This is a genomic window from Arthrobacter sp. SX1312 (genome assembly GCF_002929295.1).
Lineage (GTDB): Bacteria > Actinomycetota > Actinomycetes > Actinomycetales > Micrococcaceae > Arthrobacter_D.
In genome coordinates this window covers 1,327,490-1,345,764 of sequence record NZ_PJIM01000001.1, presented here as the reverse complement: position 1 = coordinate 1,345,764, position 18,275 = coordinate 1,327,490, and the positions used below count along the sequence as shown (strand labels likewise).

Genomic DNA, 18,275 nt, shown 5'->3' with positions numbered 1-18,275 from the left:
GCGTGCTAGGACGCCGTCCCGGCGTCCAGCGCCGTCGCCGGTTCGTGTGCCGAGGGGACGCCCCAGCTGCCCGTGAACTTGCACTCGACGATGAAGCCGGTCACGAGGACGCCGGTCAGCACGAGCCCTTCGACGTAGTCCACGCCGTCGTGGGTGACGGGTTCCACGCCCTGCTGCTCGAGGGCGTCGACAAGGTCCTCCGTGGCCGAGGGGTCCTGGCCGGTCCGGGAGCACCAGTACATGTAGAGGCCCTCGAGTTCGTCGAGGGAGACCAGCGCGCCGTCGGTGGTGACGGTGGTGGTGGCCCGGAGGAATCGGTCGAGGTGCGCCATGGGTGTGTGGCGCGGGGATTCTTCCGCGGGAGGGTCCGGAAGAAGGGCTTCCTGGTCGGTCATTGCTGCACACCCCGATCGGGGAGGGTGCTCCGCTGCAGGGTGCCCGGCGTGGTGGCCCGGGCGACGAGAGGGAGAACCGGAGAAACAGCCGCCCTCTTCTGGACAACTTCCCCCACAGTACTAGGTCGGTACTCCTTCCTGCGGAAACAGCCCGTGAACGCTCGGCTACAGTACACGTATGCCCCCGATCCGCACCCGTGCTCGCCGGGCGACCATCAATGACGTCGCGACCGCGGCAGGGCTCTCCCGGGGGACCGTGTCCCGGGTCGTCAACGGCGAACGCTACGTGTCCGACGAGGCGCGCATCGCCGTCGAGGAGGCGATCGCGCGGGTGGGCTACGTCCGGAACTCCGCGGCCAGGAACCTCGTCACCCAGGAGTCGCGGGCGATCGCCCTGATCATCCACGAGCCGCACTCGCTCCTGTTCGAGGACCCCAACATCGGGTCCATCCTCCTCGGGGCGAACGCCGTGCTCTCGCGGGCGGACTACCAGCTCGTCTCCCTCATCATCGACTCCGACCGGGACAGCCGCAGGGTCGCGGACTACCTGAGGGGCGGCCTCGTGGACGGCGCGGTCATCGTCTCCGCCCGGGCCTCCGACCCGATCGCCTCGGCGGTGCGCGACATCGGCGTGCCGGCCGCCTTCGTCGGCCATCCGCCCGGCACTCCGGACCTGCCGTACGTCGCGATCGACAACGTCGCCGCGGCCGGCGCGATCACGCGGCGCCTCATGGCGACCGGGCGCCGGAGGATCGGCATGATCGCGAGCGCCCTGGACCGGGACTCCGGGTACGACCGCTTCACGGGTTTCCGGGACGCGATGGGGGACCGCTTCGACGCGTCCCTGGTGGTCGAATACCCGCTCTACACCTACGCGGCGGGGCTCGAGGGGATGCAGGAGCTGCTGCGCCGCTGCCCGGAGATCGACGGCGTCTTCGCAGCCTCGGACGCCGTCGCTGCGGGTGCCATGACCGCGCTCCAGGAATCGGGGCGGAAGGTGCCCGACGACGTCGGGATCGTCGGCTTCGACGACAGCAGCTGGGCCGTGAGGACCAGGCCCCAGCTGTCCACCGTCCGGCAGCCCGCCGACCTGCTGGGCAGCACGGCGGCGGAACTGGTGCTGGCCCAGATCCGGGGCCTGCCGAGCCCCGTCCAGGTGCTCGACACGACCGTCGTCTGGCGCGATTCGGCCTGACCCCGCAGGGGAGGGGCACGACGAGGAGGACGCTCATGTGGATCGGGTTCATCGAGTTCGACGTCCTGCTCGGCGACGTGCACTCGCTGAAGGGCAAGCGGTCGGTGGTGCGCCCGCTCGTCGCGGACCTCCGCCGGAAGTTCGAGCTGTCCGTCGCGGAGGTCGGCCACCAGGACCTGCACCGCCGCACCGTCGTCGGGGTCGGCCTGGTCGGCGCCGACCGGCAGCACGTGGTGGACGTCCTGGACCGCGTGGAGCGGTACGTCGCGGCGAGGCCGGAGGTCGACCTCCTCAGTGCCCGGCGACGGCTCCTCACCAGCGAGGACTAGGGTGCGGGCCCTTCGGCGGTCCTCAGCAGCCCGTCAGGAGGCCGCGAGCCGGCGGAGCGGTCCGTCCTCGAAGGCGTCGAGCAGGGCCCGGATGTCCTTGTAGACCTCCACCGCGCCGGCCTCCCGCAGCTCCGCCTCGCTCGTGCCGCCCGAGGCCAGGCCGACCGTCGGGATCCCCAGTTCGGCCGCCGCCTTGACGTCCCAGATCGAGTCGCCGACGAACACGGTGTTCGCCGCGTCGAGCCCGCCGGCCTCGAGCGCGGCCTGCAGGATGTCCGGGGACGGCTTGCTGTTCTCGGCGTCGGACGAGCTGGTGGCCGCACTGATGGAATCGTCGGCGTCGATGATGCCGCGGGAGACGCCCACCTCCTGCTGCGAGGAGGAGGAGGCGAGGACCACGGTCAACCCGTGGTCGGCGCAGCGGCGCAGGAGGTCGCCGGCGCCCTCGAAGGCACGCAGGCCCGGCCAGTAGCTCGAGAAGAGGGCGCTGTGCGTGGAGTCCAGCTCGGCGTCCTGGTCCGTGTCGCGGTCGTCGCCGAGCAGGTGCGCCACGAGCTTGTCACCGCCCATCCCGATGGCGCGGTGGATCTCGGCCAGGGGCACGTCGTGGCCGAACCGCCGGAAGGCCTGCCACCAGGCCATGGTGTGCTGGTAGTTGGAGTCGACGAGGGTGCCGTCGACGTCGAACAGCACCCCGTGCCGTGGGTCCGCTGCTGTGCTGGTGCCGTCTGCCATGTGCTGCCTTCCGCTGGAGTGGATGTGCTCCCGATCGAGTCTAGGAACGGGCGGACCCCGGCGTCGTCGCGGATTCCGGCTTGCGGGAGGCCGACAAGTGTGGCCCGTTCTCAGGCGGTCGGCACGGGCTCGACGACGATGGCCACGCGCTCGTCCCCGAGGCGCGTCAGGACGAGGGTGGCCCTCTTCCGGCCCTTGCCGGATCCGGTCAGCAGTTGCTTGCGGACCTCCTCGGGGGTGACCGAGGTGCCGCGCTTCTTGATGTCGAGCACCCCGATCCCTTCGGCGCGGACCCACGCCTTCAGCGCCCTGACGTTGTAGGGCCGGACCTCGAGCACCCGGTATGCGCGGGCGAAGGGGGTGTCCGTGAACGTCGGCGCGCAGATGTAGGCGATCATCGGATCCAGCAGGTGCCCGCCGAGCTGTGCGGCGAGATCCGCCACGAGCTCGGCGCGGATGACGGCGCCGTCGGGCTCGTAGAGATAGCCGGCAGGTTCGCCGACGGCGGGTGTGGGCCCGTCGCCGAAGTCCCGCTCCGTCACCATCTCCGCGGCGCCCTGCGCCCCGAGGACGAGGGCGGCCCGCCGGACGCCCGCGCGGCGGAGCGCGTTGAACCAGAGGGCCACCTCCGTGACGTCGCCGTCCACGGAGACCCACTGCGCCTCGCAGCTCGCCGGGATGGAGGCGTGCGGCATGCCCGGGCCCATCTTCACGCCCACCGGCATGCCGCGGTCCGCGAGCTCCTGCACGAAGGACAGCGGGGGCGAGAACGCCTCGGGGTCGAAGAGGCGGGACGTGCCCGACGTCGTCGTCGTCCTGCGCGCCGGGTCGAGCCAGACGCCGTCGAACGCCGTGGTGTCGACGGCGGAGGCGTCCGCGTTGACGACGCGCGCGTTGGGGAAGGGGAGCAGGTTCATGGTCGCGGCCGCGGCGGTCGTCTCGTCGAGCTCGACGGCGGTGACCTCGCGGTCGAGGGTGGCCAGGGCCATGCTGTCCGCCCCGAGCCCGCATCCGAGGTCGGCGACCCTCAGGAGGCCGGCGTCGACGAAGCGCTGGGCGTGGCGGGCGGCGACGGTCAGGCGCGTGGCCTGCTCGAGCCCTGCGGCCGTGAAGATCATGCGTTCGGCGAAGGGGCCGAACTTGGCGGACGCCTTCGCCCGGAGCCGTGACTGGGTGAGGGCCGCGGCGACCACCTCGGGGGAGTAGCCGGCCTTCCGCAGCTGCCCGGTGAGGCGCAGGCTGTCCGCTTCGGTGTAGGGCCCGAGCGAGTTCAGCAGCTCCCAGCCGTCCGTGGTCAGGATGTCCGCGATATTGTCCGACGCCATGCTGCCAGCCTAGGCGAAGTACACCCCGATCCTGTTGCCGCGGATCTGCTCCACCTGGATCTCGACGTCGTACACCTCGCGCAGCACCTCCGGCGTCATAATCTCCTCCGGCGGGCCCTGGCGGAGGAGGGCGCCGTCGCGCATCGCGAGGATCGTGTCCGAGTAGCAGGAGGCGAAGTTGATGTCATGGATGACCAGCACCACGGTCTTCCCGAGGTCGCCGGCGAGGCGGCGGAGCAGGCGCATCATGTCCACGGAGTGCTTCATGTCGAGGTTGTTGAGCGGTTCGTCGAGCAGGATGCAGTCCGTGTCCTGCGCCAGCACCATGGCGATGAATGCCCGCTGGCGCTGCCCGCCGGAGAGCTCGTCCACGAAGCGGTGGGCCAGCTCCGTCAGGTCGAGGTAAGCGAGGGCGCGCTCGATGAGCTCGCGGTCCACGACGGTGGGGCGGCCGTTGTTGTGCGGGAAGCGGCCGAAGCCCACGAGGTCGCGCACGGAGAGCCGGACGGTGAGTTGGTTCTCCTGGCGCAGGATGGCCAGGGTCCGCGCCAGGACGGGGCCTGCCGTCGTGCTCACGTCCAGTCCGTCGACCACCACCGACCCGGCGTCGAGCGGGAGGAGCCTGCTCATCATGGACAGCAGCGTGGACTTGCCCGCGCCGTTCGGACCGATGATCGAGGTGACGCCGCCCCGGGGGATGGTGCAACTGACGCCGTCGACCACCGTGGCGGCGCCGTAGCGCTTGGTGGCATGGTCGATGGTAATCATCGGAGACGGCCTTTCATCGGATACGGCCTTTCAGGAGGAGGACGAGGAAGACGATGCCGCCGGTGAACTCGATGACGATGCTGAGCGCGGTGTCGAAGGCGAAGACCTGCTCGAGGACGAGCTGCCCGCCGACGAGCGCGATCACGCCGAGGAGGACGGCGATGGGCAGCACCACGGCGTGCCTGAACTGGTTGCAGAGCTGGTACGCGAGGGCGGAGACGAGCAGGCCGAAGAACGTCGTCGGGCCCACGAGGGCGGTGGAGACGGCGACGAGCACCGAGCAGACCACGAGCACGAGCGTCACGGTGCGCCGGTAGTCGACGCCGAGGCCCACCGCGGTCTCGCGGCCGAGGGCGAGGACGTCCAGCCGGTGGCGGAGCCGCCAGGCGGGGATGCACAGCCCGGCGACGGCGACCGCGGAGATGAGCAGGAGCAGCGGATCGACCCGGTTGAAGCTCGCGAAGAACAGGTCCTGCAGGATGATGTACTCGCTCGGATCCATCAATCGCTGCAGGAGCGACGAGGCGCCCCGGAAGAACACCCCGAACACGATCCCGACGAGCAGCAGCAGGTGGAGGCTGCGCCCGCTGCCCAGGAACAGCCACCGGTACAGCAGCCAGGAGAAGCCGACCATGAGGGACACCTCGACGGCGAAGCGGACGGGAGCGCCCAGGGTGAGGAGTGTCCCGGCGCCGAGCACGAAGGCCAGCACCGTCTGGATCAGGATGTAGAGCGCGTCCAGTCCCATGATCGACGGCGTGAGGATGCGGTTGCCGGTGACGGTCTGGAACAGGACCGTGGACACCCCGACGGCGACGGCGACGAGCACCATCGCGCCCACGCGGTTCAGGCGTCGGGGGAGCACGTAGGCGGGGTTCCCCTCGAGGCCGACCAGGAGGAACGCCGTGACGAGCGCGGCAGCGGTCACGCCGAGGATCACCAGCCAGGCGGCGGGCGGGAGGGACCGTACGGGTCTCCGTGCGGACTGCACGACGGCGGTGGGAAGGGTCCCGGTCCTAGCGCGCACCGGCGTTCCTCCTCACGAGCAGGGTGATGAACAGGATGCTGCCCACCACGGAGACGATCACGCCCACCGGCACCTCGTACGGGAAGCGGATGATGCGCCCGAGGATGTCGCAGGCGAGGACGAAACCGGCCCCGACGACGGCGATCCAGGGCACGGCGCGGCGCACGTTGTCGCCGACGAGCAGGGACACGAGGTTGGGGACGATCAGTCCGAGGAACGGGATGGCTCCGACCACCACGACGACGACGGAGCTGATGAGGCTCACGAGCACCAGGCCGAGGTTCATGGTGCGCCGGTAGTCCAGCCCCAGGTTCGTGGTGAACTCCTCGCCCATCCCGGCGACCGTGAAGCGGTCCGCGCAGATGTAGCCGACCACGGCGAGGACGGCGACGATCCACAGCAGTTCGTAGCGGCCGCGGACCAGTCCCGAGAAGTCACCGATCATCCAGGTGTTGAGGGTCTGCAGCAGGTCGAACCGGTAGGCGAAGAACGTGGTGACCGCGGCGATGACGCCGCCGAGCATAATGCCCACCAGGGGGACGATCAGCGTGTTGCGCAGCGGGATGCGGCGCAGGACGGTCAGGAAGAGGGCCGTCCCGGCCATGGCGAAGAGGGCGGCGACGAGCATCTTCCCGACGATCGGCGCTGCGGGCAGGACGAGCGTGGCCACGAGGATGCCCGCGGTGGCGGACTCGACCGTCCCCACCGTGGAGGGTTCGACGAACCGGTTCCGGGCCATGAGCTGCAGGATGAATCCGGCGATGCTGAGTGCCACGCCGGCCAGGACGACCGCCAGCGTCCGCGGCACGCGACTGACGAGGAAGGTCTGCCGGACGTCGGCGTCACCGGCCAGCAGGTCCGCGGGCGAGACGTCGGAGACGCCGACGAACAGGCTCACGAGGGCGAGCAGCAGCACGGCCCCACCGGCCAGCCACAGGGCGGGTGATCCGGTGGAACCGTGCTGCTGGACCGGCCGCTGCGGCCGGAGGGCGAGTGCTGGCATGGAGGCGCCTGCCGCGGGATGCGGTGGGCGGATCAGGCCGCGACGGCCTCGTGGACGGCCGAGACCATGGCGTCGAGGTTGTCCAGCCCGTAACCGATGAGGTACCAGCTTGCCGAGTCGAGGTAGGTCACGGCGTCGTTCTTCGCAGCAATCGTCCCGTTCACGAGGTCGTTGTCGAGGACCGCCGCGCCTGCCGCTCCCGCCTCACCGACGGCGGCGTCGCGGTCGATCACGAACAGGTGGGCGGGGTCGACCTCCGCGATGTACTCGAAGGAGACGGCCTCGCCGTGCGTCCCCTCACTCTTCACCTCGGCGGCGGGATCGACGCCGAGCACGTCGTGGATCAGGCCGAACCGGGAACCGGCACCGTACGCCGTGACCTCACCTGCGCTGGTCATCAGGACGAGGCCGTCCCCCGCCGAGGAGGCTGCGTCCTTCGTCTCGTCGATGGCGGCGTCGAGGGCCGCCAGGCGGTCGGCGACCTCGTCCTCGACGCCGAAGACCCGGCCGAGGGATTCCGTGTGCTCCGCGAAGCTCGCGATCGGATCGGCCGCGTCGACGCTCAGGTCGATGGTGGGCGCGATCGCGGAGAGTTCGTCGTAGGAGTCGGCGACGCGGCCCGAGATGATGATCAGGTCGGGGGCGGCTGCAGCGATCGCCTCGAAGTCCGGTTCCTTCATGGATCCGATGTCGGTGACGTCCCCGCCCTCGTAGGCCGAGAGCTGCTCGGGGAGGGTGCCCTGCGGGACGCCGGCCACCTCGACGCCGAGCGCGTCGAGCGTGTCCAGGGCGCCGAGGTCGAACGTGAAGACCGTCTGCGGGTCCACCGGCACCTCGGTGGTTCCCTGCGCATGCTCGACCGGGACCGTCGAGGAGGCTGCGGGCTCGCCGGCGGCTTCGGAGGATCCGCCGCACGCCGTCAGGGCGAGGGTGGCTGCAGCGGCGGCGGAGAGGACGGCGAGGCGCACGTGAGACATGGATGAACTCCGGGGGAAGGGGCCGGGCGGCCGGGGGACCAAGAAGTAAGGAAAGCCTTACCTGCCTGAATGTAGGCGAAGCGCGGTGAAATACGCAAACGAAGCATGACGTATTAGGGGAATGTGTCAACGCCGCCCATCGATCGTGGCCGTGGATTGGCACTCGCCTTGACCGAGTGCCAGCCCTTGCATACAGTCGGAGTTGGCACTCGCTCACTACGGGTGCTAATCCCGAGGGAAGCGTTCGCCGGCACCGCGACGACGGTTCACGCCCCGCCCGACGGCCCCAGTCCATTGGTATCGAACGCAAAGGAGAGCCCGTGTCGGTCTCTATCAAGCCGCTTGAGGATCGTATTGTTGTCCGCCCGCTCGAAGCCGAGCAGACCACTGCTTCCGGCCTCGTCATCCCGGACACCGCCAAGGAGAAGCCCCAGGAGGGCGAAGTCGTAGCTGTCGGACCCGGCCGCGTCGATGACAACGGCAACCGCGTTCCCGTCGACGTCGCCGAGGGCGACATCGTCATCTACTCGAAGTACGGCGGAACCGAGATCAAGCAGGGCGGCCAGGAGTACCTCGTGCTCTCCGCCCGCGACGTCCTCGCGATCGTCGTCAAGTAACACCCCGATTGGAGAAGCCCCGGCCCGAAGCGGCCGGGGTTTTTCTCGCTGCACAAGCCTGAAAGGAACCAACGAATGGCAAAGCAGTTGGAATTCAACGATGCCGCCCGCCGTGCCCTCGAGGCCGGCGTGGACAAGCTCGCGAACACCGTCAAGGTGACGCTGGGCCCCCGCGGACGCAACGTCGTGCTCGACAAGAAGTGGGGCGCCCCCACCATCACGAACGACGGCGTCACGATCGCCCGCGAGGTGGAACTCGACGACCCGTACGAGAACCTCGGCGCCCAGCTCGCCAAGGAGGTCGCCACCAAGACGAACGACGTCGCCGGTGACGGAACCACCACCGCCACGGTCCTGGCCCAGGCACTCGTCAAGGAAGGCCTCCGCAACGTGGCCGCCGGCGCCGCCCCTGGTCAGCTCAAGCACGGCATCGAGGTCTCGGTCCAGGCCGTCGCCAAGCGCCTGCTCGAGAACGCCCGTGAGGTCGTCGGTCAGCAGACCGCCGACGTCGCCTCCATCTCCGCCCAGAGCACCGAGGTGGGCGATCTCCTCGCAGAGGCCTTCGACAAGGTCGGCAAGGATGGTGTGATCACCATCGAGGAGTCCTCCACCACGCAGACCGAACTCGTCCTCACCGAGGGCATGCAGTTCGACAAGGGCTACCTCTCCCCGTACTTCGTGACCGACGCCGAGCGCCAGGAAGCCGTCCTCGAGGACGCGCTCATCCTCATCAACTCCGGCAAGATCTCCTCGCTGGCGGAATTCCTGCCGCTGCTCGAGAAGGCCCTGCAGGCCGGCAAGCCGCTGTTCATCATCGCCGAGGACATCGAGGGCGAGGCGCTCTCCACCCTGGTGGTCAACAAGATCCGCGGCACCCTCAACGTCGTCGCCGTCAAGGCTCCGGGCTTCGGTGACCGCCGCAAGGCCATGATGCAGGACATCGCCACCCTCACGGGTGCGCAGGTCGTCTCGCCGGACCTCGGCCTCAAGCTGGACCAGGTGGGCCTCGAGGTGCTCGGTTCCGCACGCCGGATCACCGTCACCAAGGACGCCACCACGATCGTGGACGGCACCGGCAGCGAGTCCGACGTCGCCGACCGCGTGGCGCAGATCCGCGCCGAGGTGGAGCGCACCGACTCCGACTGGGACCGCGAGAAACTCCAGGAGCGCCTCGCGAAGCTCGCCGGCGGTATCGGCGTGATCAAGGTCGGCGCCGCCACCGAGGTGGAGCTCAAGGAGAAGAAGCACCGCATCGAGGACGCCGTGTCCTCGACGCGTGCGGCTCTCGAAGAGGGCATCGTGGCCGGCGGCGGTTCCGCGCTGGTCCACGCCGGCAAGGCACTCGACACCGACCCCGACGTCCTGGCACTCGAGGGCGACGCGGCCACCGCGGTCGGGCTCGTCCGCCGCGCGCTCGCCCAGCCACTGCGCTGGATCGCCGAGAACGCCGGCCACGAGGGCTACGTCGTCGTCGCGAAGGTCTCGGACCTCGAGGTGGGCCACGGCTTCAACGCCGCCACCGGCGAGTACGAGAACCTCGTCGACGCCGGCATCATCGACCCGGTCAAGGTGACGCGGTCGGCCCTGCAGAACGCGGCCTCGATCGCGGCCCTGGTGCTCACCACGGAAACGCTCGTGGTCGAGAAGCCCGAGCCGTCCGACGACGAGGGCCACGGCCACTCGCACTAGTCACAGGGGCTCCGGCCCGCTGCGTCCCAGAAGCACCCCGGCTCCGCTGAGCCGGGGTGCTTCTGCGTCCGGGCCGTCGTGGCGTCGGCGTCGCTCCTGCCCACTCCGCGGCGTCGCCCGGTGGGCATGTCGGGACACCCGGATCCGACGCCGCCGGCTCCGGCAACGACGAAGCCCCGGCACCCAACGGGTACCGGGGCTTCAGCGCAGTGCGCCGGGGTCAGGCGTCGACGACGATCGCGTTGACGACGGGCTGGCGGTTGTAGAACCGGCGCATCCAGTTGGCCGTGGCCCGCTCGATGATGTCCTCGGGGTCCTGGCGGCGGCCGCCCTGGCGGTTCGAGGCGGCATCGCGCAGCGCCTTCTCGACGGCGGCGCCGGCCTTGTCGAGGTCCTCGTCGGAGCAGGAGAAGCCCTTGGTGAAGAACTCGGGTGCCTCGACCATGTTGCCGTTGTCCGGGTCGATGATCGCGAGGATCGTGACGACGCCCTCCTCGGCCAGGCGGCGGCGCTCCACGAGGTCCTCCTCGGTGATGCCGCCCACGCTGTCGCCGTCGACGAAGACGAGTCCGGCGTCGACCTTGCCGGAGATGGTCGCGCGGCCGCGGGCGAGGTCCACGGTCACGCCGTCCTGCGCGAGGACCACGTTGCGGGGATCGACGCCGGTGGCGACGGCGATCTCCGAGTTGGCCCGCAGGTGCCGCCACTCGCCGTGCACGGGCATGACGTTGCGGGGCTTGACGATGTTGTAGCAGTAGGCGAGCTCGCCCGCGCTGGCATGGCCGGAGACGTGCACCTTCGCGTTGCCCTTGTGGACCACGTTGGCGCCGATCTCGGTGAGCGCGTTGATGATGCCGTAGATCGCGTTCTCGTTGCCCGGGATGAGGGAGCTGGCCAGCAGCACCGTGTCACCCTCGGTGATCCGGATGGCGTGGTCGTTGTTGGCCATGCGCGAGAGCGCGGCCATCGGCTCACCCTGCGAGCCCGTGCAGATGAGGACCACCTTGTGGTCGTCGCTGCGCTCGAGCTTCTTGAAGTCCACCAGCAGACCCTGCGGGATGTTCAGGTAGCCCAGATCCGCCGCGATGGTCATGTTGCGCACCATCGAGCGGCCCACGAAGGCCACCTTGCGGCGGTGGCGGTGGGCGGTGTCGATGATCTGCTGGATGCGGTGGATGTGGCTCGCGAAGCTCGAGACGATGATCCGGCGCGGGGCGGTGCGGAACACGGCGTCGATCGCGGGCCCGAGGTCCTTCTCCGACGTCGTGAAGCCGGGGACGTCCGCGTTGGTGGAGTCGGTGAGGAACAGGTCCACGCCCTCCGCGCCGAGCCGGGCGAAGGAGCCGAGGTCGGTGATGCGCCTGTCCAGCGGGAACTGGTCCATCTTGAAGTCACCGGTGTGCAGCACCATGCCGGCCGCGGTGCGGATGGCGACGGCGAGGCTGTCGGGGATGGAGTGGTTCACGGCGACGAACTCGAGGTCGAAGCCGCCCATCGTGCGCCGCTCACCCTCCTTGACCTGGATGGTCTTCGGGGTGATGCGGTGTTCCTTGAGCTTGGCCTCGATGAACGCCAGCGTGAGGCGCGATCCCACCAGGGGGATGTCGGCGCGTTCCTTGAGCAGGTACGGCACGCCGCCGATGTGGTCCTCGTGGCCGTGCGTGAGGACCACCGCCACGACGTCGTCGAGGCGGTCGCGGATGTAGGAGAAGTCCGGCAGGATCACGTTGATGCCGGGCTGGTGTTCCTCCGGGAACAGCACCCCGCAGTCCACGATGAGCAGCTTGCCGTCGAACTCGAAGACGGTCATGTTCCTGCCGATCTCACCGATACCCCCGAGAGCGACGATGCGCATGGCTCCCTTGGCCAGTTCCCGTGGTGCTTTCAGTGCGGCAGCTCTTTTATTCACAGATCAGGTTTCTCTCGTTGGTGAGGAACGGCGGGGGAGCGGCCGTCAGACGAGCGTCGTCGAGGCCGGCACACCCGGCGATTCCGTGCTGGTGGTCCCCTGCGTTCGGGGAAGATACTCCTCCTAGAGTACGGGGTTCGGGGCGAGGGCGGGGGCCGGCCGGTCCGCCGCGGTGCCGGACGACGACGGCCGGACGGTAATCTGGAGCTTTGCGTCCCTGCCCCGGGCCCGCCCCCGACAGGAGGAACAGCGTGTTCTCCATTCCCCTGACCGCTGCTCCGGCGACCGCCGTGACGGCGCCCGGGGGCGTCGACACCCGCCGGTTCCGTCCCGAGGTGCAGGGGCTGCGGGCCCTCGCCGTCGCGATGGTGGTGGTCTACCACGTCTGGCTCGGCCGGGTGTCCGGGGGCGTGGACGTCTTCCTCCTCGTCTCCGCGTTCCTGCTCACGGTCACGTTCACGCGCAGGCTCGAGACACAGCAGCCCCTCGCCCTCGTGGCGTACTGGCTCAACCTGCTGAAGCGGCTGCTGCCCGCCGCCGCCGTCGTCCTCCTGTCCGTCCTCGCCGCCACGGCCCTCTTCGTGCCGAGCTCGCGGTGGCGTGCGGTGTTCGACCAGACGTGGGCGTCGCTGACCTACCGGCAGAACTGGGAGCTCGCGGGCAACGCCGTCGACTACTACGCCCTGGACCACAGCGCGGCCAGCCCGCTCCAGCATTTCTGGTCCCTATCCATCCAGGGGCAGGTGTTCCTGATGTGGCCGCTCCTCTTCGCGGCGGCCGGCGCGCTCGTCGCCGTCACGCGCCTGCGGCCAAGGCCCGTGCTGATCGCCCTGTTCGGCGCCCTCTTCGGGGTGTCGCTCGCGTTCTCGGTGTGGCAGACGGGGACGGACCAGGCGGCGGCCTACTTCGACACGCGCGCCCGGCTGTGGGAGTTCGCCCTCGGATCCCTCGTGGCCCTCGCCCTGCCGTACGTCGTGCTCCCGCGGCGGATGCGGGTGGTCCTCGGCTGGGCGGGGGTGGTGATGATGCTGGCGTGCGGCGTCCTCCTGCAGGTGCAGCAGCAGTTCCCGGGCTTCGTCGCCCTCTGGCCCACGCTGGCCGCGGCCGCCGTGATCGTCGCCGGCCGTACGGACAGCCCGGCCGGCGTGGACCGCTGGCTGTCCTCCGGGCCGCTCCTGCGGCTCGGCGGTGCGTCCTACGCGCTCTACCTGTGGCACTGGCCCGTCCTGGTCATCTGGCTCGTCGTCGCCGGGAAGCAGGGGGCCGGACTGCTCGACGGCGCCGTCGTCATCGGCGCCTCCCTCGTGCTGGCCGTGCTCACCACGCGCTTCGTGGAGGAGCCGGTGCGCTCGTGGTCCTGGCCGGCCGCGAAGCGCCGGCGCACGGGCCTCGTGGCCGCGCTGGCCCTGGCCCTCGTGGCTGTCCCGCTCTCCGGCTGGGAGTACCGGGTGCAGGCCCAGGAGGCGGCGGTGGAGCAGCAGACGCGCGCCGACAACCCGGGCGCCGAGGCCCTCCACCCGGACTTCGAGTACCGGGGCTCGGAGGACGCCCTGGTGAAGCCGCTCGCGAGCAGCCTCGGCGCGGAATGGGCCGCCGTGGACGGGCCGTGCTCGGAGGCCCTGATGCCCGCCGACCCGCGGCTGTCCTCGTGCGTCCAAACGGGGGACGCGGCGACGGCGGAGCGGACCGTGCTGGTGCTGGGCGACTCCCACTCGCAGATGTGGATGACCGCCCTCGGTGCCATGGCCGGGACCAACGACTGGCTCGCCGTCTCGGTGCACCGGCCCAACTGCCGGTTCGTCGATGCGCACCGGAGCGTGGACCCGGAGTGCCAGGCCTTCAACGAGGCCGTCCGCGCCTACGCCCTGGATCTCGCTCCCGACGCCGTGCTCACCGTCGGGACGCGGACGGACTGGAGTTCGCCCGCCGAGGAGGTCCCGGCCGGCTTCGAGGCCGGCATCACGCCGCTCCTGGACGCCGGCATCCCCGTCGTCGCGCTCCGTGACACTCCTCGGTTCGAGGAGGACATGGCCGAGTGCACGGCCCGCCACGCCTCCGACCCCACGGCCTGCGACGTCCCGGCGGCGGAGGTGCTCGCGCCGTCATCGCCCCTCCTGCCGCTGGCCGGACGCCTGCCCGGTCTCGAACACCTGGACCTGACCGACGTCGTCTGCGCGGGGGCGACGTGCCCCGGCGTGGTGGGGAACGTCCGCGTGTACATGGACCGCGACCACCTCTCCAAGACGTACGTCGAGACGACCGTCCCGGTCTTCGAGGAGCGCTTCACGGCGGCCCTCGGCTGGTGACGTGAGCGCTGTCACCGGAATAGGGGGCTTCCCCGATCCGTTCTAGACTGTCAGGGCCCGCCGGCGCATCCACAGCCGCCGCTCCGGAGCCCCACCCCCCACCGGGCGACATCGAAAGAGGCGCAGCAGTGACCCAGCAGTCAGGCCAGAACGAGACCCACGACCCCTTCGGATTCATCGGCCTGACGTACGACGACGTGCTCCTGCTCCCCGGCCACACCGACGTCATCCCCTCGGAGGCCGACACGTCGTCGCGCATCTCCAAGCGCATCACGGTGAAGACGCCGCTGCTCTCCTCCGCGATGGACACCGTCACGGAGTCCCGGATGGCCATCGCCATGGCGCGGCAGGGCGGGCTCGGCGTCATCCACCGCAACCTGTCCATCCAGGATCAGGCGGACCAGGTGGACCGCGTGAAGCGCAGCGAGTCCGGCATGATCACCAAGCCGCTGACCATCGGCCCGGACGCCACGCTGCAGGAACTCGACGAACTCTGCGGGCACTACCGCGTCTCCGGCCTCCCCGTCGTGGACGAGGCGGGTCGCCTGCTCGGCATCGTCACGAACCGCGATACGCGCTTCGTGCTCGAGCGCGACTTCCCGCGCACGCTCGTGCGCGACGTCATGACGAAGATGCCCCTCGTGACCGGTGCCGTGGGGATCAGCGGCGACGACGCCATCAACCTCCTCGCGCAGAACAAGATCGAGAAGCTCCCGCTCGTCGACGACGAGGGGATCCTGCGCGGCCTCATCACCGTCAAGGACTTCACGAAGGCCGAGCAGTACCCGCTGTCCACGAAGGACGACGACGGCCGCCTCCGCGTCGGCGCGGCCATCGGCTTCTTCGGCGACGGCTGGGAGCGCGCCATGGCGCTCGTCGACGCGGGCGTCGACGCCCTCTTCGTCGACACCGCCAACGGCCACAGCGCGGGCGTCCTCGAGATGATCTCGCGCCTCAAGGCCGAGGCGTCCCTGGCGCACGTCGACATCATCGGCGGTCAGGCAGCCACCCGCGAGGGTGCGCAGGCTCTGATCGACGCCGGCGCCGACGGCATCAAGGTGGGCGTGGGTCCGGGGTCCATCTGCACCACCCGCGTCGTCGCCGGCGTCGGCGTCCCGCAGGTCACCGCCATCTACGAATCGGCGAAGGCCGCCATCCCCGCCGGGGTGCCCGTCATCGCCGACGGCGGCCTCCAGTACTCCGGCGACATCGGCAAGGCCCTCGTGGCCGGCGCCGACACCGTGATGCTCGGCTCGCTCCTCGCCGGCTCCGCCGAGGCCCCCGGCGAGCTGGTCTTCGTCAACGGCAAGCAGTTCAAGACCTACCGCGGCATGGGCTCGCTGGGCGCCATGCAGACGCGCGGCAAGAACACCTCGTACTCGAAGGACCGCTACTTCCAGGCGGACGTGACAGGGGACGACAAGCTGATCCCCGAGGGGATCGAGGGCCGCGTCGCCTACCGCGGGCCGCTCGCCTCCGTCGCCTACCAGCTGGTCGGCGGCCTGCGCCAGACCATGTTCTACACCGGCGCGCGCACCATTCCCGAGCTGAAGGCCAAGGGCAAGTTCGTGCGCATCACGGCCGCCGGCCTGAAGGAATCCCACCCGCACGACATCCAGATGACGGTCGAGGCACCCAACTACGGCTCCAAGTAGGGCGCAGCGCGTGGCCCTCCGGGCGGGAGGGCCCGCGTGAGCGGCCTGCCGCAGCCCCAGGTGGCCGCCCGCCGCAAGCTCCGGGTGGGACCGTACGCCCGCGCCGTCGGGCAGGTCCTCGTGGTCAGCGCGAAGGCGTCGCCGGGCGCCGTCGCGATGAAGGTCGCGGGCTCCCTCATCTCGGCGGTCCTGCCGCTGGTCACCACCTACTACGCATCCCTGACGACGACGGCGCTGGCCGCCGCCTACGCGGGGGACCCGGATGCCGGGCGGTCCGCCGTCGTCTACGTGATCGTCACCGCCGTCCTCGGGCTGCTGTGGGGAGCGTTCACGAGCGTGGACCGCTACATCCAGCAGGTGCTGAGCTTCCGGGTCGGCGCCATGGTGGGCGACCGCATGTACGAACGCTTCCTCGCCCTGGACTTCTGGCGGTACGACGACAAGGAGACGATCGACCTCTACGACCGCGCCCGCCGGTTCTCCGACTCCTATGCGCGCGTGCTCGACCGCATCGCCGCCATCTTCACGCAGCTGGTCTCCGTGCTGCTCGCGATCGGCGCGCTGCTCCTGGTCAGCTGGTGGATCGCCCTGATCGTGCTGGTCGCGATCATCCCCAGCGTCTACCTGCAGTTCCGGCTCGCACGGGAGCAGATGGCGCACTGGAACACGCAGGTGGACTCCCGGCGGCAACGGCGCATGATCGAGAACAACCTCATGAAGCCGCAGCACATCGCCGAGATGCGCCTCTACGGGATCGTCCGGTACCTGATGGACCTGCGCTCCACCCTGAGGGACGCCGACGAGAAGCGGCGCCTCGACTTCCAGAAGCGGTACATCCCCAAGCAGCTGCTGGCGGACGCCCTGCAGTACGGCGCAGAGCTGCTCGCCCTGGTGTGGATCGTGGGGCAGATCATCGCCCGCGCGCAGCCGGTGGGCCAGTTCCTCTACGTGCAGCAGATCGTCAGCCGGGCCCTCAGCACCGCCAACAGCCTGGTGTCCTCGCTGAGCTCCATCGACGAGGACCTCGCGAACCTCAAGGACTACGAGCAGTTCATGGACTTCCCCGTGTCCACGGCGGCGACGGCACGCCTGGAGGACGCGCCGTCCGCCGTCGAACTCCGCGACATCCACTTCACCTACGCCGGCGGCGAGTCGGAGGTCCTCAAGGGCATCTCGATGACCTTCGAGCGGGGGACCCACGTGGCCATCGTGGGCGAGAACGGGGCGGGCAAGTCCACGCTCATCCGGGTCCTCGCGGGCCTGTACCAGCCGAGCCGGGGAACGGTGCTGCTCGACGGCCGGGACCTGCGGGGCATCCGCATCGACGACTGGCACCGGCACCTCGCGGTCATGTCGCAGGACTTCCTGCGGTACGAGTTCGCGACGGCGGAGAACAACATCTACTTCGGCGACGTCCACCGGCCGCGCGACGAGGCGAGGGCGCGCCGGGCGGCACGCGAGGCCGAAGCGGCGGACTTCATCGGGAAGATGCCCAACGGGTTCGGGAACTACGTCAGCAACTGGATGGAGGACCCCCGCGGGCGCAAGGGCAGCGGCCTGTCCGGCGGCCAGTGGCAGCGGCTCGCCATGGCCCGCAACTTCTACCGCGACGCGCCCTTCATCGTCATGGACGAGCCGACGTCGGCCATCGACGCGCTCGCCGAGCACCGCATCTTCACGCGACTGTTCGCCGACCGCTCACGGACGATCATCGCGATCAGCCACCGCCTGGCGACCATCGAGAAGGCCGACGTCGTCCACATGCTCGAGGACGGCGAGATCGTGGAGTCCGGGACGCACCGCGAGCTCGTGGCGCTGCGGGGCCGGTACTTCCGGATGTTCGAGAGCCAGCTGCCGGACGCCTGACGGCGTCCCGGTGCCTCCCGGATCTCACGCCGGGACGTTCTCCGCCTGCTCGTCGTCCTGATGCTCCTCATGGCCGATCGACTTCTCCTCCAGGAACTGGCACAGGGACGCCGCCACCAGGAGTTCCGCGGCCAGCCCGTGCAGTTCCGCGGCGGTCAGCTCGGAGTCCTCGCTGCGGGCGCCGAACGAGATCGACCACCGCGGGTCGCCCACGGCGACGGGCTGCAGGTAGATCTCGGTGCTGTCGTTCCTGAGCGGCACGATCACGAGTCCAGTATCGGCGCCGTCGGCGCCGTCCTGCACCAGCACCGAGATGAGGGCGCCGCCTTCCCGGGTGGTCCTGAAGTCGTCGATCCAGGTCTCCAGGGTCTGCTTGCTGCGGAACGGCATCCGGTCGTCCTTCCCCGTTGGTCCTTCCCCGACAGTCCTTGTCCGAGGTCCAGGATAGGGTGCCCGTGCGTTCCCGCCGGACCGCGGGA

Annotated in this window: 16 protein-coding genes; 7 read left to right on the top strand and 9 right to left on the bottom strand. The window is 70.0% G+C overall.

Annotated elements, in window-relative coordinates; translation table 11 throughout:
• Positions 1 to 5 precede the first annotated feature (5 nt).
• A complete protein-coding gene (locus tag CXQ92_RS06295; protein WP_146067403.1) occupies positions 6 to 395 on the bottom strand; it encodes a hypothetical protein in 390 nt (129 codons plus the stop codon).
• A gap of 178 nt (positions 396 to 573) precedes the next feature.
• Between CXQ92_RS06295 and CXQ92_RS06290 the strand changes: the two genes are divergently transcribed.
• Both CXQ92_RS06290 and CXQ92_RS06285 read left to right on the top strand, forming a co-directional pair.
• Positions 574 to 1,590: a LacI family DNA-binding transcriptional regulator gene (locus CXQ92_RS06290; RefSeq protein WP_104166194.1), complete on the top strand. Its 1,017-nt coding sequence runs from the start codon at positions 574 to 576 to the stop codon at positions 1,588 to 1,590.
• A gap of 35 nt (positions 1,591 to 1,625) precedes the next feature.
• Complete coding sequence (locus tag CXQ92_RS06285; protein WP_104166191.1) at positions 1,626 to 1,919, top strand: DUF503 domain-containing protein; 294 nt, start codon at positions 1,626 to 1,628, stop codon at positions 1,917 to 1,919.
• Between the two features lie 33 nt (positions 1,920 to 1,952).
• On the opposite strand, the gene CXQ92_RS06280 is transcribed toward CXQ92_RS06285, so the two are convergent.
• The 6 genes from CXQ92_RS06280 to CXQ92_RS06255 form a co-directional block, all read right to left on the bottom strand.
• Positions 1,953 to 2,654, bottom strand: a complete 702-nt coding sequence (locus CXQ92_RS06280) for an HAD family hydrolase (protein WP_104166189.1) — start codon at positions 2,652 to 2,654, stop codon at positions 1,953 to 1,955.
• Positions 2,655 to 2,764: 110 nt separating this feature from the next.
• Entirely contained in the window at positions 2,765 to 3,979 is a 1,215-nt protein-coding gene (locus CXQ92_RS06275; RefSeq protein ID WP_104166187.1) for a class I SAM-dependent methyltransferase, read from the bottom strand.
• 9 nt (positions 3,980 to 3,988) lie between these two features.
• Positions 3,989 to 4,747 carry an ABC transporter ATP-binding protein gene (locus CXQ92_RS06270; protein ID WP_104166185.1) on the bottom strand — a complete coding sequence of 253 codons (759 nt, stop codon included), beginning with the start codon at positions 4,745 to 4,747 and terminating at the stop codon, positions 3,989 to 3,991.
• A gap of 13 nt (positions 4,748 to 4,760) precedes the next feature.
• Positions 4,761 to 5,774 carry an iron chelate uptake ABC transporter family permease subunit gene (locus CXQ92_RS06265; RefSeq protein ID WP_104166184.1) on the bottom strand — a complete coding sequence of 338 codons (1,014 nt, stop codon included), beginning with the start codon at positions 5,772 to 5,774 and terminating at the stop codon, positions 4,761 to 4,763.
• Positions 5,764 to 6,777 (bottom strand): ABC transporter permease, encoded by a 1,014-nt coding sequence (locus CXQ92_RS06260; protein WP_104166182.1) that lies wholly within the window; start codon positions 6,775 to 6,777, stop codon positions 5,764 to 5,766. Before CXQ92_RS06260 ends, CXQ92_RS06265 begins: the two co-directional genes overlap by 11 nt.
• Before the next feature lie 32 nt (positions 6,778 to 6,809).
• Positions 6,810 to 7,754, bottom strand: a complete 945-nt coding sequence (locus CXQ92_RS06255) for an ABC transporter substrate-binding protein (RefSeq protein ID WP_104166180.1) — start codon at positions 7,752 to 7,754, stop codon at positions 6,810 to 6,812.
• Between the two features lie 320 nt (positions 7,755 to 8,074).
• Between CXQ92_RS06255 and groES the strand changes: the two genes are divergently transcribed.
• Both groES and groL read left to right on the top strand, forming a co-directional pair.
• Positions 8,075 to 8,371: a co-chaperone GroES gene (gene groES, locus CXQ92_RS06250; protein ID WP_104166178.1), complete on the top strand. Its 297-nt coding sequence runs from the start codon at positions 8,075 to 8,077 to the stop codon at positions 8,369 to 8,371.
• A gap of 75 nt (positions 8,372 to 8,446) precedes the next feature.
• Positions 8,447 to 10,060, top strand: a complete 1,614-nt coding sequence (gene groL / locus CXQ92_RS06245) for a chaperonin GroEL (protein WP_104166176.1) — start codon at positions 8,447 to 8,449, stop codon at positions 10,058 to 10,060.
• A gap of 220 nt (positions 10,061 to 10,280) precedes the next feature.
• Here groL and CXQ92_RS06240 read toward each other — a convergent pair whose 3' ends face one another.
• Positions 10,281 to 11,915 carry a ribonuclease J gene (locus CXQ92_RS06240; RefSeq protein WP_104166174.1) on the bottom strand — a complete coding sequence of 545 codons (1,635 nt, stop codon included), beginning with the start codon at positions 11,913 to 11,915 and terminating at the stop codon, positions 10,281 to 10,283.
• Positions 11,916 to 12,220: 305 nt separating this feature from the next.
• On the opposite strand from CXQ92_RS06240, the gene CXQ92_RS06235 reads away from it, so the two are divergent.
• From CXQ92_RS06235 to CXQ92_RS06225, 3 genes are all read left to right on the top strand, one after another.
• Positions 12,221 to 14,275, top strand: a complete 2,055-nt coding sequence (locus CXQ92_RS06235; RefSeq protein WP_258069757.1) for an acyltransferase family protein — start codon at positions 12,221 to 12,223, stop codon at positions 14,273 to 14,275.
• Positions 14,276 to 14,403: 128 nt separating this feature from the next.
• Positions 14,404 to 15,930 carry an IMP dehydrogenase gene (gene guaB / locus CXQ92_RS06230; RefSeq protein WP_104166170.1) on the top strand — a complete coding sequence of 509 codons (1,527 nt, stop codon included), beginning with the start codon at positions 14,404 to 14,406 and terminating at the stop codon, positions 15,928 to 15,930.
• Positions 15,931 to 15,966: 36 nt separating this feature from the next.
• Positions 15,967 to 17,796: an ABC transporter ATP-binding protein gene (locus CXQ92_RS06225; protein ID WP_104166168.1), complete on the top strand. Its 1,830-nt coding sequence runs from the start codon at positions 15,967 to 15,969 to the stop codon at positions 17,794 to 17,796.
• 24 nt (positions 17,797 to 17,820) lie between these two features.
• On the opposite strand, the gene CXQ92_RS06220 is transcribed toward CXQ92_RS06225, so the two are convergent.
• Positions 17,821 to 18,186 (bottom strand): hypothetical protein, encoded by a 366-nt coding sequence (locus CXQ92_RS06220; protein ID WP_104166166.1) that lies wholly within the window; start codon positions 18,184 to 18,186, stop codon positions 17,821 to 17,823.
• Between the last annotated feature and the right edge of the window lie 89 nt (positions 18,187 to 18,275).